Origin of the sequence: Flavobacterium limi, assembly GCF_010645075.1 — a bacterium.
Classification (GTDB): domain Bacteria; phylum Bacteroidota; class Bacteroidia; order Flavobacteriales; family Flavobacteriaceae; genus Flavobacterium; species Flavobacterium limi.
In genome coordinates, this window is record NZ_JAADZV010000003.1 from 376,840 (window position 1) to 390,798 (window position 13,959).

Here is a 13,959-nt window from a genome sequence, read left to right on the forward strand (position 1 = left end):
AGGCGTTTCACTTGTTTTAAAACACATAGCTATGTGTATTTAGCAAGTGAAACGCCTTATAATCGAACTGAAACTATGTGTCTATATGTTTAAAAATTAAGCTCTAAAACTAAACTATCCCTTTATGCTTTTTAAAAAATATTGTTTTTTACTTCTTGTTCTAATTGTTTCTCAAAACACTTTTGCCCAGGAAGAAAAAGGCAAATCTATTAATACTGCTCAACCGGAAAAACTGGAAGAAGTCATCATCAGTTCCTTTCATATTAATGACAGCCTTCAAAATGCTCCGGCTTCTATTGGCATTTTATCCAAAAAAGAGCTGATACAAAATAACGCTACGGATATTACTAATGTTGTCAATACAATTCCGGGTGTTTTTATGCAATCTTCGAATTTTACCACAACCCGAATTTCAATTCGCGGAATTGGAGCCAGAACGCCTTATGGTACAAACAAAATAAGAGCTTTTTACGGCAGTATTCCGCTTACTTCCGGGAACAGCGAAACGGTAATTGATGATATTGATTTAGAAAACCTGAATCAGATGGAGATTATTAAAGGACCGCTTTCGAGTATTTACGGAGCAGGACTGGGCGGAGCGATTTTGATTTCGCCACAGCTTTCAAAAAATAATGGACAGACTGCCTCGATAAGTTCTTTATTTGGTTCTTTTGGATTATTAAAAAACAGTTTGAATTATAGTCTGGATGAGAAAAATTCAAGTCTGAATTTAAGTTATCATAATCTGAAATCTGATGGCTGGCGTGAAAACAGTGCTTATAAACGTGAAGGAATTACACTTGCCGGAGAATTATTCAGAAGACAAAACAACAAGCTTACTTATTTCTCTAATTATACGTATCTGAAAGGTTATATTCCGAGTTCAATTAATAAAGAGACATACGACGATAATCCAAAGTCCGGAGCATCAACGTGGGTTGCTTCAAAAGGATTTAAAGAATACAAATCGACTTTGGCAGGACTGGCTTATGATTTCAAAATCAATGATCATTTGCATAATTCGACTTCTGTTTTTATCAATTACAAAGACAGTAACGAACCCAGACCTTTTGATGTTTTGCGTCAATATACTTTTGCTTCGGGCGCAAGAACACAGTTTTCAGGAGATTTCAAAATTAGAAAGCTGAAAAATCAATTCATTTTCGGAATGGAATATTTTACAGACAATTACAACGGAAACACTTTCGAAAATTTATACAAACAAAATAATGGACAAGGCAGTTTACAAGGCAATCAGCTGACTGAAACAGACCAAAAAAGGCATTTTTATAATCTATTTTCGCAAATCAGATCGTTACTTTCTGAAAAATTCGAGCTTCAATTGGGCTTAAATTATAATGAAACTCATTTTGAACTGACAAATTTTCTTCCTCAAAAAACGGCAACTGAAAAATACCGTTATGACGGAATTTTTTCGCCACAGCTTTCTTTATTATTCAAACCAAATCAGCAGCAAACATTCTATTTTTCAGCAAGCCGTGGATTTTCACTTCCTGCTACAGAAGAAACACTAACAAGCGAAGGGAAAATCAATACCAGCATCAAACCTGAAAATGGCTATAATTTTGAAGTTGGCGGAAAATTTTACTTTTTCAACAAGAATCTTTATACCGAATTTGCTGTCTATCGAATGGAAATAAAGGATTTACTGGTTGCCAAAAGAATTGGCGATGATCAATATGAAGGTGTTAATGCCGGGGAAACACTGCATGAAGGAATCGAAATTATTTTAAAGCACAATTGGCAAATGAATCCCTTTTTAAACCTGAACTCTTACTTTGGAGGTTCTGTTGGAAAATATGAATTTAAAGAATTTGTCGATAGCGGAAATGATTATTCCGGAAATAAATTAACCGGGGTTCCGTCAAATAAAATCAATGCAGGTTTGATTTTAAATACCCGTTTAGGAATTTATCTGAATGCCGATTATCAATTCGTGGATGAAATTCCGATGAACGATGCCAACACCGCTTTTTCTGATTCTTATAATATTGTAAACTTAAAAACAGGTTATCGTTTTGAAATTTTGCGTAATCTCAATACTAATTTTGCTTTTGGCATCAATAATCTGACCAATGAAAAATATGCTTCCTTAATTTTACCAAACGCACTTCCGGTTGGGACTTCATCACCGAGATATTATTATCCGGGGCTTCCTGTAAATTACTATGGAACTATATCCTTAAATTATTTATTTTAGGGGCTGAATCAATTAAACTCAAAAAATGCTTTCTGAACTACAGGAAAAACTTGATTATGTAAATGCTTATAGAGAAAATCGGCTAAAAGCAGCACAGGAAATTTTAGAAAATCCTGCACTCTTTAGTGAATTAGTTTCAATTTGTTTTACGCCTTCAGACAAAAACAATCATAAAGCCTGCTGGATTTTAGAATTTGTCTCTTACGAAGAATTACTTTGGCTGCAGCCACATCTTGATTATTTCTGTTCGAATTTGAAATTTCTAAAAGAGGAAAGTTCGCTAAGGCCAATTGCAAAAGTCGTTCAGCTATTGGTAAAATCACATTATAAAAAAGACGAAAATAAAATCTTTTTATCCGAAGAAAATCTGCAGGACTGTATAGAAGCAAGTTTTGACTGGCTGATTAATGATGTAAAAGTTGCCACAAAAGCCTATTCGATAAGAACTTTATTTATTTTAGGCAATCACTACGACTGGATTCATCCTGAATTGAAAGTCATTATTGATAAAGACTTTGGAGATCACTCGGCAGCTTACAAAGCTGTTGCAAAGGAAGTTTTGAAGAAAATTAAATAGCATTTTCCAATTTAATCCTTATAAAGTATCTTTGCAAAAACACAATGCAAAATGAATTATTTTTCTTCTGATTTTAAATTAGGAATATTAGGCGGCGGACAATTAGGTAAAATGCTTTTGTTCGACACCAGAAAATTTGATATACAAACTTACGTTTTAGACCCAAGCGACGAAGCACCGAGTAAAATTGCCTGCAATAAATTCTTTCAGGGCGATTTGATGGATTATGAAACGGTTTACAATTTCGGAAAACAAGTTGATGTTTTGACTTTTGAAATTGAACTCGTAAATCTTGAAGCTTTAACGCAATTAGAAAACGAAGGTTTAAAAGTATATCCGTCTCCAAAAACCTTAAAAGGAATTCAGAATAAAGGCGTTCAAAAACAATTTTACGCGGAGAAAAATATTCCAACTGCTCCTTTTGAAAGATTTGAAAATTTAGAAAATCTAAAAGCAAAAGCACAAGATTTTCAACTTCCTTTTATTTGGAAATGCACTGAATTTGGTTACGATGGAAATGGCGTAAAAGTGATTCGTCAGATTTCAGATTTAAATACCCTTCCAAATGTAGAATGCATTGCCGAAACTATGGTTCCGTTTAAAAATGAACTTGCTGTAATCGTCTGCAGAAACCCGTCAGGCGAAATCAAAACCTATCCGGTTGTTGAAATGGAATTCCACCCTGAAGCCAATCAGGTAGAATATGTAATCTGTCCGGCAAGAATCGACGAAAAAGTAGCCGAAAAAGCCCGAGCAATTGCCTTGCAAGTTTCTGAAAACTTCAATCACGTTGGACTTCTGGCAGTTGAAATGTTCCAGACTCAGGACGACGAAATTTTAGTAAACGAAGTAGCTCCACGTCCACACAACTCCGGACATTATTCTATCGAAGCCAGTTATACATCCCAATTCGAAAATCATTTACGCGCTATTTTAGATCTTCCGTTAGGAAATACCGACAGCAAAGTGGCCGGAATTATGGTTAATTTAGTCGGTGCAGAAGGTTTTTCCGGAGAAGTAGTTTATGAAAACATCGAAACCATTTTAGGATGGAATGGTGTTACGCCACATATTTACGGTAAAAAACAAACACGTCCGTTTAGAAAAATGGGGCATGTTACGATTGTAAATGAAGATATGGCTGAGGCAAGACGAATTGCTGAGGAGGTTAAGAATACTATTAGAGTGATTAGTAATTAGTAATCGTTTGATTAACTTAAATCAAAAATATAACCAATGGGATTTCTGGATTTTTTTGATTTATTAGATAATGCTTCAAAAGCAGTTAATATTCCAAGCTCAATTAAAATTCATTTTGAAAAGTTTACAGATAAAAATGAATATTTTGGAGAGAGAATTAAAAGTTTTATTAGCTTATTTCTTTTAGTATTATTTTTAACTCTATTAATCTTTGGAATTATATTTTTAATTTATAAAAAAGCAAAACAATTCTAAATAAACAGTTTTTTGGATTCAGTTTCCATTATAACCTGAAACTTTAAACCTGAAACAAAACAAACAAAACACATGAGCAAAGTAGCCATCATAATGGGAAGTATCTCAGACATGCCAGTCATGCAGGATGCGATTGATATATTAAAACAATTTAATGTTGAAGTTGAAGTAGATATCGTATCGGCACACAGAACGCCGGAGAAATTATTCGATTTCAGTAAAAATGCACATACTCGTGGTATTTCGGTAATTATTGCCGGCGCGGGTGGTGCGGCGCATTTACCTGGAATGGTGGCTTCAATGTCTCCGCTTCCTGTAATTGGAGTTCCGGTAAAATCAAGCAATTCTATCGATGGATGGGATTCAGTTTTATCTATTTTGCAGATGCCGGGCGGCGTTCCTGTTGCAACGGTGGCGTTAAACGGAGCAAAAAATGCCGGAATCTTAGCAGCGCAAATTATCGGAAGCCATGACAAAAAAGTTTTGGATACGATTATTGCTTACAAAGAAGAATTGAAAGCGGCTGTTAATAAAGCTGCTGAAGGTTTGAAAAAATAATTTCACTGAGATACACAAAGGTTACACAGAGACACGCAAAGATTTTGTGCATCTCTGTGTTTTTTTCTTAGTTAAGCTCTGCGAAATAAACTTAACGAATCATTATTATTCTTTTTTAAAGAAAAACTTAACTTTGAGAAAAAATGACAAAATGATTATTAAACCTTCTAAAATAGCATTGACAGAGATTGATAATCATCTCATTCAGAAAACATCTGACTTAACTCCATCAAAAGAGCATCTTTCGGAATTACAAAAACAAAAAATAGATGAAGCGATTTATTCTTTAGATAATAATAAAGGGATATCTCATGATTTAGTTATGGAAGAAACTAAAAATCGTTATTCAAAATATTTTAAATAAATGAATCGTTAAACACATAAGGTTTGAAAACCTTGAGGAATAAAAATGACTATATGAGCATCTTAACACAATATTTCAATACCAAACATAACACAGCACCTTTTTCGCAGATTAAAATCGAAGATTATTTCCCGGCTTTTCAGGAAGGAATTGCTTTGGCGAAAGCTGAAATTGATGCAATCGTAAACAATCCTGAAGCCCCGACTTTTGAAAATACGATTCTGGCAATGGAATATTCCGGTGACATTTTAGATCGTCTTTCGAGTATTTTCTTCAATTTGAATTCGGCAGAAACGAATGACGAAATGCAGAAAATTGCTCAGGAAGTTTCGCCTTTATTAGCTGAATTTGGAAATGATATTACGCTGAATGCCGAATTGTTTTCGAAAATCAAAACAGTTTACGACCAAAAAGACAGCTTGAACCTCAACCCGGAGCAAACCACTTTATTGGATAAAAAATATAAAAGCTTTTCCCGAAACGGAGCTAATTTAGCTGAAGACAAAAAAGACCGCTTACGCGAAATTGATAAAGAATTATCTAAACTAAGTTTGCAGTTTGGTGAGAATGTTTTAGCTGAAACGAATGCTTTTGAATTGCATTTAACCAACGAAAGTGACTTGGCCGGATTACCGGAAGGAACCATTGAAGCCGCAAGATTGTTAGCCAAAGAGAAAGAAAAAGAAGGCTGGATTTTCACTTTAGATTATCCAAGTTATGTTCCGTTTTTGACTTATGCTGATAATCGTGAACTGCGTAAAAAAATGGCGATTGCTTTTGGTGCGAAAGGTTTTCAAAACAACGAATTCAATAACGAAGAGAATGTTCTGAAAATTGCTAAACTTCGTCATGAAAGAGCAAATTTATTAGGGTATAAAACCCATGCGCATTTTGTTCTGGAAGAAAGAATGGCACAAAGCCCGGATAAAGTTTTTACTTTCTTAAATGATTTATTGGCTAAAGCAAAACCTGCAGCCCAAAAAGAGTTTGCTGAATTAACTGCTTTTGCGAAGGAACTGGACGGAATCGAGCAACTTGAAAAATGGGACAGTGCTTATTATTCTGAAAAATTAAAACAACAGCTTTTTAATCTGGATGATGAAAAGCTGAAACCTTATTTTCAGTTGGAAAAAGCATTAGAAGGTGCTTTTACCGTTGCTAATAAACTTTTTGGATTAACATTTACCGAAGTTTTTGATATCGACAAATACCACGAAGAAGTAACAACTTATGAAGTTCGAGATACTGAAAACAATTTGGTTTCGATTTTCTACGCTGATTTCTTCCCAAGAAAAGGAAAGAGAAATGGTGCCTGGATGACTTCATTCAAATCACAATATGTAAAAGATGGCGTTAACGAAAGACCTCACGTTTCGAATGTTTGTAATTTTACAAAGCCAACCGAAACAAAACCTTCGTTATTAACTTTTAATGAAGTAACAACTTTATTCCACGAATTTGGACACGGTTTACACGGAATGCTTGCCAATACAACATATCCGAGTTTATCCGGAACTTCTGTTTTCTGGGATTTTGTAGAATTGCCAAGTCAGATTATGGAAAACTGGTGTTACGAGCCGGAAGCTTTGGCTTTGTTTGCGAATCATTATGAAACAGGAGAAATTATTCCGATTGAATATGTTGAAAAAATTAAAGAAAGTGCCAGTTTTCAGGAAGGTCTGGCGACTTTACGCCAATTGAGTTTTGGATTACTGGATATGGCATGGCACGGACAGGATCCAACCGGAATTACTGATTTAAAAGCATTCGAAACAGCTCAATTTGCCAATACCCAACTGTATCCTGATGTAAAAGAAAATGCGATGAGTACCGCTTTTTCACATATTTTTCAGGGTGGTTATTCTTCCGGATATTACAGTTACAAATGGGCAGAAGTTCTGGATGCAGATGCTTTTGAATATTTTCAGGAAAACGGAATTTTCAATGCTGAAGTAGCGAAAAAATTCAAAGACAATGTACTTTCTAAAGGAGGTACAGAGCATCCAATGACTTTGTACAAACGCTTCAGAGGTCAGGAACCAAAACCGGAAGCTTTGTTGAAAAGAGCGGGGCTTCTTTAATATTTTTAGATTTTAGACTTCTTAGATTAATAGATTTTTTTAAAACCGAAGTATAAATACTTCGGTTTTTTATTCCCTTTGGTTTTAACCATAAAAATAAATTTACTTATCTTGACTTAAATTTTAACATTAATCTTATATAAATTTAGTTTGAAAAAATATTTAAAAATAGCTCTTTATCTGGCGATTATCGGATTGGTTGCCATTCTTTCTGTGAATTATCACGTAAAATCATCTACCAAAAAGTATATTCATTATTCTTTGAGAAGGTTTCCTAAAAATGATGTTGGAATTATTTTTGGCGCCGGAATCAACGGGGATCAGCCAAGTAAATATCTTAAAGACAGACTCGATGCCGGAATCCGTTTGTACAAAGCAAAAAGAATCAATAAAATATTACTTTCAGGAGATAATGGCCGCGTGGAGTACGATGAATTATCAGTGATGAAAAACTATTGTTCCCGACATGGAGTTGACACCACTAAAATATTTATTGATTACGCCGGTTTCGACACCTATTCTACAATGTACAGAGCGAAATACATTTTTAAAATAAAAAAAGCAACTTTAATTTCGCAGGAATATCATTTGAATCGCGCCCTTTATATTGGAAGAAGTCTTGGAATAAAATCAGCAGGTTATTCCGCTAACAAAGGAGAATATCGTGGTTACCAATATGTCAGATTCAGGGAATATATTTCGACATTTAAATCTTTTTTTGATGTTTTACGAAATCGTGAACCGCATTTTTTAGGTAATCCAATTAATATAAATGGTCCTTCAAATTATTCTAAAGAGGATAAGAGATAATAAGAATCAAAGCAGCAATAATATCTGAACATTTAAACTATTCAGCAAAAGGATAAACAATTTCAACGGCAACCAACTGACAGGAAGAATCTTCGATACTACTGTCCGGAGGTCTGTATCCAGGAGGTTGTGGTTTAATTTTTACTGCTATTGAATTATTCGATTCATTTCCGAACTCGTATGTATATGGGAATATTTCTGACGGATTTCCTACGGATTTTCCTAAAAAGCTAAATTTTGATGATTTATTTGTTTTAAAGTAGTTTTTTACTTTTTTGGCATTACAATCTGTAAATGTTATGTACAATTCAAGAAATTGACTAAACACAAAGGAATTTATAAATCCAAAATCTCCCCCCTCTTTAAAGTTAAAATTTGGTTCACTATTGAATACATATCCTGTAATATCTGTTGGAGGCGGATAACCGTTTTTAATTGCATCTTTTACGGGGTCCGAAAGCATCCAGCCTGTATTTGTCATAATATCGAAAGGCACCGGACTAACTCTTAATTGTGGATTAATCACCGGATTATTAACTATTGCCTCTACAACATAAGAGGTCCCTGAAAATGTTTCTTTAAAAACGCTGCTACTCATTCCGCTTTCTAAGGTATTGGATAAAAATCTTAACGGAGGTATCACAATTTGGTTTATTTCTGACACATCTACTTTTAAAAGTCCCGAAGACAATTTAATTACATTATTGTTATTTGTATAGGAAACAACCGGATTATTATTTAGCTGGTTAATAATATCTTCAGGATCACTTCGTTCAAACAACAGCCCGGGAATTAGTTTTGTAGTTCCTGTCAGGGAAAGTCCTTTGTTTTCATTGGTTGGCCTTAGCAAATTATTTATTATAACCCCTAAAGAATGAATAGCATAAGCAATACGCGATGTTATTTCACCGAAAGCTCCGGATATTTTGAAAATGCTTATCATCAATTCTATCATCTTATTCGGAACTGTTTTGGGAATTTGATTGTAAATATTTCCAAACTCGTCAATATGTTCGTAAGGAAATGAAGGTTTTTGTTTTAAGGTTGAAATAAATTCAGGATTAATCCATACTGTATTTAGGGTATCCGTAATCTGAATTAATGCAATATCAGTATTAGTTTCATTTAATTTACTTATACTTTCTGGTTCAAATTCAGACACATAAGCGTTCCATACAGGAATAAGTTCTGTTACTGTAGAAGCAACATCAGTATTTATTCGTTGTTGTTCCTTCTTATCGTTTTGTGATAACTGATATCTTAATTTCATATAAACACTTAAATAGCTGTTTATAAAAGAATCTAATGTCAAACCTGCCTGTCTTACTCCGTATTGAGTTCCTTCTCCTGAAATTCTTTGATTCAAAAAATTATTATACAAGCTTGCATTAATAGATCCTGTCGCGTCCTTAAAATAAAATGAAGCCTGTCCACTGGATGTACCTGTTAAAAATTGAAGTTTATCTGAATTTGGCAATTGTAAAATGATATTAGACATATATTCTGCATAAATCTGATATTCTGCAACAGCATCGCATATGCTTTCCGTACTTCTTTTATTATCGGTATTAGGCAGTAAAGTTTCCATAGACGTTCATTTAATTTATTGATTAGTGGTTTCTTTTTTTTTGGCATATAAAAAATAAAACAAGAGGGTTATTAATCTTTTATGATTAACAACCCTCTTTATTATTCTGTATCTAATAAATTATGCAAAAGGATATTCTACTCCTACAGCAACTAACTGTGATAACGATTGATTGATACTATCAGTTCCCGGAACATATCCCGGTGCCAGAGGTTTCACTGTAACTTTAATAGAAGTGGCTGTTTCTTCACTATAAGAATAGGTATAACTTGCAGATTGGCTTGCTCCCCCTAAACGAATTCCTAAGAAATAAACACCCGTATCTATATGCTCTTCAAAGTATTTTCTAACTTGTTTGCTGTCACATTTATCAAAACTAATATTGATTTCCAAAAATTGGCTAAATACTAATGAATTGATGTAACCAAAATCTGCACCTTTATCGAAATTAAAATTAGGTTCACTATTAAACACATAACCTGTGATAGCTGTCGGAGCCGGATAACCGTTTTTAATCGCATCTTTTACAGGAGAAGTTGACATCCATCCCTGTCTTGTTGAGATGTTGTAAAGAAGAGGGCTGCTGCTCATAAGAGGGCTGAGTGTTGCATTATTAACTACGATTTCTACTCTAAAATCAGAGCCGGAATAATCTCTTTCAAAAATACTTGTTTTTGCTCCCCCACTTACTCCAACAGAAAAGAATGACAAAATTGGAATTGATATTCCTGCACTAACAGACGCTTCAACATTTAATGTTGTTTCACTCGATTTAGTAACTCTTTTTGAAATTCTGTATACTGAAGATGGAGGATAAGTACTAAGCTGTTCTACTAAAGCATTTGGTCTTGCCGGCTCAAATTTCAATCCCGGAATTGCTTTATCTGATCCGGTAATTGACATTCCACCATTTCCATCATCTCCTGTTGTTGGTTTTTGAATATTGTCAATAATCCCTGCCAAAGTTTGTGTTGCATTAGCAATATCTGCTGTGATGGCTCCTGCCGCACCTGACTTATTAAATACCTCAATCATGTAATCTCTCATCTGTTTAGAAACTGATACCGGTATTCTATTGTAAATAACATTGAAATCATTTAAATGGGTATAAGGAAAAGAAGAATCTTTTTCCAACGTTTCTTTATATTCAGGGTTAAGCCAAACAGTATTTAAAGTATTGGTCATTTGAATCAAAGCTATATCAGTATTAGTCGCATTAAGCTTTTTAACATCTTTTGGCTCAATTGCTTCAAACCAGGCATTCCAAACCGGAATAAGTGCTCTTACTGTTGAAGCAACATCTGCGTTCACTCTTTGTTGTGTTGCTTTGTCATTTGGTGACAATTGATATCTTAATTTTGTAAATACACTAAGATAACTGTTTGTAAATGCATCTTGTGTAAGTCCTACCTGATCAACACCATTAATTGTTCCTTCTCCTTCAATTCTTTGGTTTAATAAATTATTATACAAAGTTGAGTTTACAGCACTCGTTGCGTCATCCAAAAAATAGAACGATGCCTGGGCACTTGATGTATTAGTTAATAATTTCAACTTGCCAGGGTTTGGAAGCTGCTTAATAATATTTGACATATATTCAGCATAAACATCATATTCTGCTGGTGTGCCAATAGTTTTTACCGTTGCATTTTCTTTTAAAATTTCTTGTAAAGTTTCCATGATAAATAGTTTTTTTGGTTCTTACTCATAAGGCTTTTCAGGTTACGCCTTCGCTTTTTATACTGTGCGAAACAGTTCGTTTTTTTAGTGGGCTCTGCTCCACTATAATGTATTAACATTTTAATTTCCTTGAGGTCAGTGTGACATAATCTTTAATAATATCAGCTAAACAGATTATTTGCATCTTTCAGTAATAAACCCGATAGCAGACAATGATTTGGATTTCCCGGAATTGGAGCTTTCAAAACCCTTCCGCCTTTTTGTATTATCTTTGTGGCTATTGATGTCCGGGTTCCAAAAGCACGCATTGCCAGAGGCATTCCTTGTATAATTTCTGCAATATTGTCTGAGCCTTCAATTCCATTTACACTAGCATCTAATAACCGGCCGTGTTGGTCTACTTCCTCGCTGGAAAAAGGTTTCAAATTGGCATTTTTCAGACCTCTTACTATAGTTCCTTTTGTAAGATCTCCCATAATAATTTACTTAATACTTTTATAAGCTTCATGCCTATAAATTTTTTACTAGCCACCAGACTTTCTGGTGTTTTTAGCTATAATCCGGAATAGTTTTTTGAACAAACTGTATCAATCAAACTGCATTTCATTTTTTATTTGGAATAAAAATTCGGTTTACAATGTTAAACAGATTGCTTTTTCTACCACTCTTGGTTTTATCACGCCCCAGATCTGCAGTATTTAGTTCATGATTAAATTCTATTTGTACAAATAATGAATATTAGTTAGTTTAAATTCTACTGTATTACAAACAAACCCAATATCCACTTACCTGATTAGCAAATGCTGACCAGTATAATTTTCATTTTGATCTTTACCCGGTTTACTTAATGCTTCATTAATTTTCTCTTTGGATGTAAGTATTCAGGCAATATGGTATTCAGATCAACAGTAACATTTCTTTTGTCACGTAGGGTTTATTTCTTAATCTTAAAGAATTCCCTGATCACCATATCTTCTATTTCTTAATCAAAATTACCTCTGATAATCAGATATATACATTAAAATGTCATAAAAGGAAGATTCTTTGACATAAGAAATAAAATCAGACACATAAGACTCCCATTACAAAAAGGGAATTATTCAAATAAACTTGTTTAATTCGCAAGAGATTGCAGATAATAGAAATTAAGCCCATAAAAAAGTCCGGTTTGATTTATAACTTATGTTATAGTAACAAATGATTAAAAAAAAAGGGTCATTTAGATAGCTTAACACTACTAAATGACCCTTTTTTTTATTTAATAAGCTTTTATTCTTTCTCTAAGACTCGTTTTGCCAATTTTCCAACAGTTAGCCCTTGTACTACAATTGAAAATAAAACGACAATATAGGTTACTTCAAGCAGCAGGTTTTTATATTCTCCTTCCGGCATCGAAAGTACAAGAGCAATGGAAACTCCACCACGAATCCCTCCCCAAACCAGGACCATCAGAGATCCTTTGTTATAAGCAGATTTGATTCCAAAAAACTTAAAGATATCAAAGAATTTCCATGGCAAAACTATAGAGGTCAATCTTGAAAACAACACAATAAAAATAGCTACAAAACCTGTTAGTAATTGTTTATTCAAATCTGGAAGTAATAACAATTCAAAACCAATAAATAAGAATAAAACAGCATTTAGTATTTCATCGATTAGCTCCCAGAACTTTCCTAAGTAATCTTTGGTAATTTCGCTCATGGCTACTTTTTTACCATAATTCCCAATAATTAATCCGGCGACAACCATTGCCAGCGGACTGGAAACGTGAAGGCTTTGGGCAACTAAAAATCCTCCTGTTACAATCGAGAGCGTGATTAAAACTGAAACTTTATAATCATCAATTTTCTTCATAACCTTAGAAGCTGTAAATCCGAAAACCACTCCTAATAAAAGTCCGCCGATTCCTTCCTTTATAAATAACCAGCTGATTGAGCCAAATGTTGCATCAAATGTTGGATCTGTAGCCATTTTAAGGACAACAGCAAACATTACTACTGCAACTCCGTCGTTAAAAAGAGATTCTCCAACGATTTTGGTTTCTATTCTTTTAGGAACCTTGGCTTCTTTCAAAACTCCCAGCACCACAATTGGATCAGTTGGTGAAATTAAAGTTCCAAAAACCAGACAAAATATATAAGGAATATGAATTCCGAAAAGGGGTGTAATATAAAAAAGCAGTAAAGAAATAATTAATGCTGACAACACTACGCTTACCGTAGAATAAATCATAATTGGGACTTTTTGTTCTTTAAGATCAGAAATGTTCACATGCAATGCACCAGCAAACAAAAGAAAGTTCAACATAGCCCCCATTAAGATTTCGTTGAAATCAAATTGCTTTATTAACTCAAAAAAATGTTTGGTAGTTGCCGGAAAGTAAGAATCTCCCAAAAGACGAATTCCAACAGAAACCAGCATGGCTATAATCATGATTCCAATCGTTCCCGGAAGTTTTAAAAATCTCAGGTTTAAATAGGCGAAAAAAGAAGCAAGTACGATAAGTACTGAAAAGGTGTAGTATAATTCCATAAAAGTGATTTTTACAAAAATATCCTTCTCATTATTTAATCTAAAATTTCAAGGGTTGAATTAACATAACTTTACAATTCGCAAAATAACTTT

12 protein-coding genes are annotated in these 13,959 nt (G+C 33.9%); 8 read left to right on the forward strand and 4 right to left on the reverse strand.

The genetic code is table 11. From position 1 onward, the window contains the following. Positions 1-124 precede the first annotated feature (124 nt). The 8 genes from GXM16_RS08855 to GXM16_RS08890 all read left to right on the forward strand — a co-directional run bounded on the left by GXM16_RS08855 (position 125) and on the right by GXM16_RS08890 (position 8,066). Positions 125-2,221 carry a TonB-dependent receptor gene (locus tag GXM16_RS08855; RefSeq protein ID WP_163394008.1) on the forward strand — a complete coding sequence of 699 codons (2,097 nt, stop codon included), beginning with the start codon at positions 125-127 and terminating at the stop codon, positions 2,219-2,221. 25 nt (positions 2,222-2,246) lie between these two features. Beyond that, the gene (locus GXM16_RS08860; protein ID WP_163394009.1) at positions 2,247-2,798 is read left to right on the forward strand and encodes a hypothetical protein; all 552 of its coding nucleotides are present in this window, start codon (positions 2,247-2,249) and stop codon (positions 2,796-2,798) included. A 51-nt stretch (positions 2,799-2,849) separates the two neighbouring features. Next, positions 2,850-3,998 (forward strand): 5-(carboxyamino)imidazole ribonucleotide synthase, encoded by a 1,149-nt coding sequence (locus GXM16_RS08865; RefSeq protein WP_163394010.1) that lies wholly within the window; start codon positions 2,850-2,852, stop codon positions 3,996-3,998. A gap of 36 nt (positions 3,999-4,034) precedes the next feature. Beyond that, the gene (locus GXM16_RS08870) at positions 4,035-4,253 is read left to right on the forward strand and encodes a hypothetical protein (RefSeq protein ID WP_163394011.1); all 219 of its coding nucleotides are present in this window, start codon (positions 4,035-4,037) and stop codon (positions 4,251-4,253) included. Positions 4,254-4,325: 72 nt separating this feature from the next. Next, positions 4,326-4,811: a 5-(carboxyamino)imidazole ribonucleotide mutase gene (purE, locus tag GXM16_RS08875; RefSeq protein WP_134150459.1), complete on the forward strand. Its 486-nt coding sequence runs from the start codon at positions 4,326-4,328 to the stop codon at positions 4,809-4,811. A 151-nt stretch (positions 4,812-4,962) separates the two neighbouring features. Continuing rightward, positions 4,963-5,175, forward strand: coding sequence for a hypothetical protein (locus tag GXM16_RS08880; RefSeq protein ID WP_163394012.1), 213 nt, complete (start codon positions 4,963-4,965; stop codon positions 5,173-5,175). Between the two features lie 53 nt (positions 5,176-5,228). After that, on the forward strand, positions 5,229-7,256 hold the full coding sequence (locus tag GXM16_RS08885; protein WP_163394013.1) for a M3 family metallopeptidase: 2,028 nt from the start codon (positions 5,229-5,231) through the stop codon (positions 7,254-7,256). Between the two features lie 150 nt (positions 7,257-7,406). Next, entirely contained in the window at positions 7,407-8,066 is a 660-nt protein-coding gene (locus GXM16_RS08890) for a SanA/YdcF family protein (RefSeq protein ID WP_163394014.1), read from the forward strand. A 37-nt stretch (positions 8,067-8,103) separates the two neighbouring features. On the opposite strand, the gene GXM16_RS08895 is transcribed toward GXM16_RS08890, so the two are convergent. The 4 genes from GXM16_RS08895 to GXM16_RS08910 all read right to left on the reverse strand — a co-directional run bounded on the left by GXM16_RS08895 (position 8,104) and on the right by GXM16_RS08910 (position 13,866). Beyond that, the gene (locus tag GXM16_RS08895) at positions 8,104-9,654 is read right to left on the reverse strand and encodes a hypothetical protein (RefSeq protein WP_163394015.1); all 1,551 of its coding nucleotides are present in this window, start codon (positions 9,652-9,654) and stop codon (positions 8,104-8,106) included. 120 nt (positions 9,655-9,774) lie between these two features. Next, a complete protein-coding gene (locus GXM16_RS08900; protein WP_163394016.1) occupies positions 9,775-11,334 on the reverse strand; it encodes a hypothetical protein in 1,560 nt (519 codons plus the stop codon). Positions 11,335-11,495: 161 nt separating this feature from the next. After that, positions 11,496-11,810 carry a hypothetical protein gene (locus GXM16_RS08905; protein WP_163394017.1) on the reverse strand — a complete coding sequence of 105 codons (315 nt, stop codon included), beginning with the start codon at positions 11,808-11,810 and terminating at the stop codon, positions 11,496-11,498. A gap of 793 nt (positions 11,811-12,603) precedes the next feature. Continuing rightward, entirely contained in the window at positions 12,604-13,866 is a 1,263-nt protein-coding gene (locus GXM16_RS08910; protein ID WP_163394018.1) for a cation:proton antiporter, read from the reverse strand. Positions 13,867-13,959: the final 93 nt, after the last annotated feature.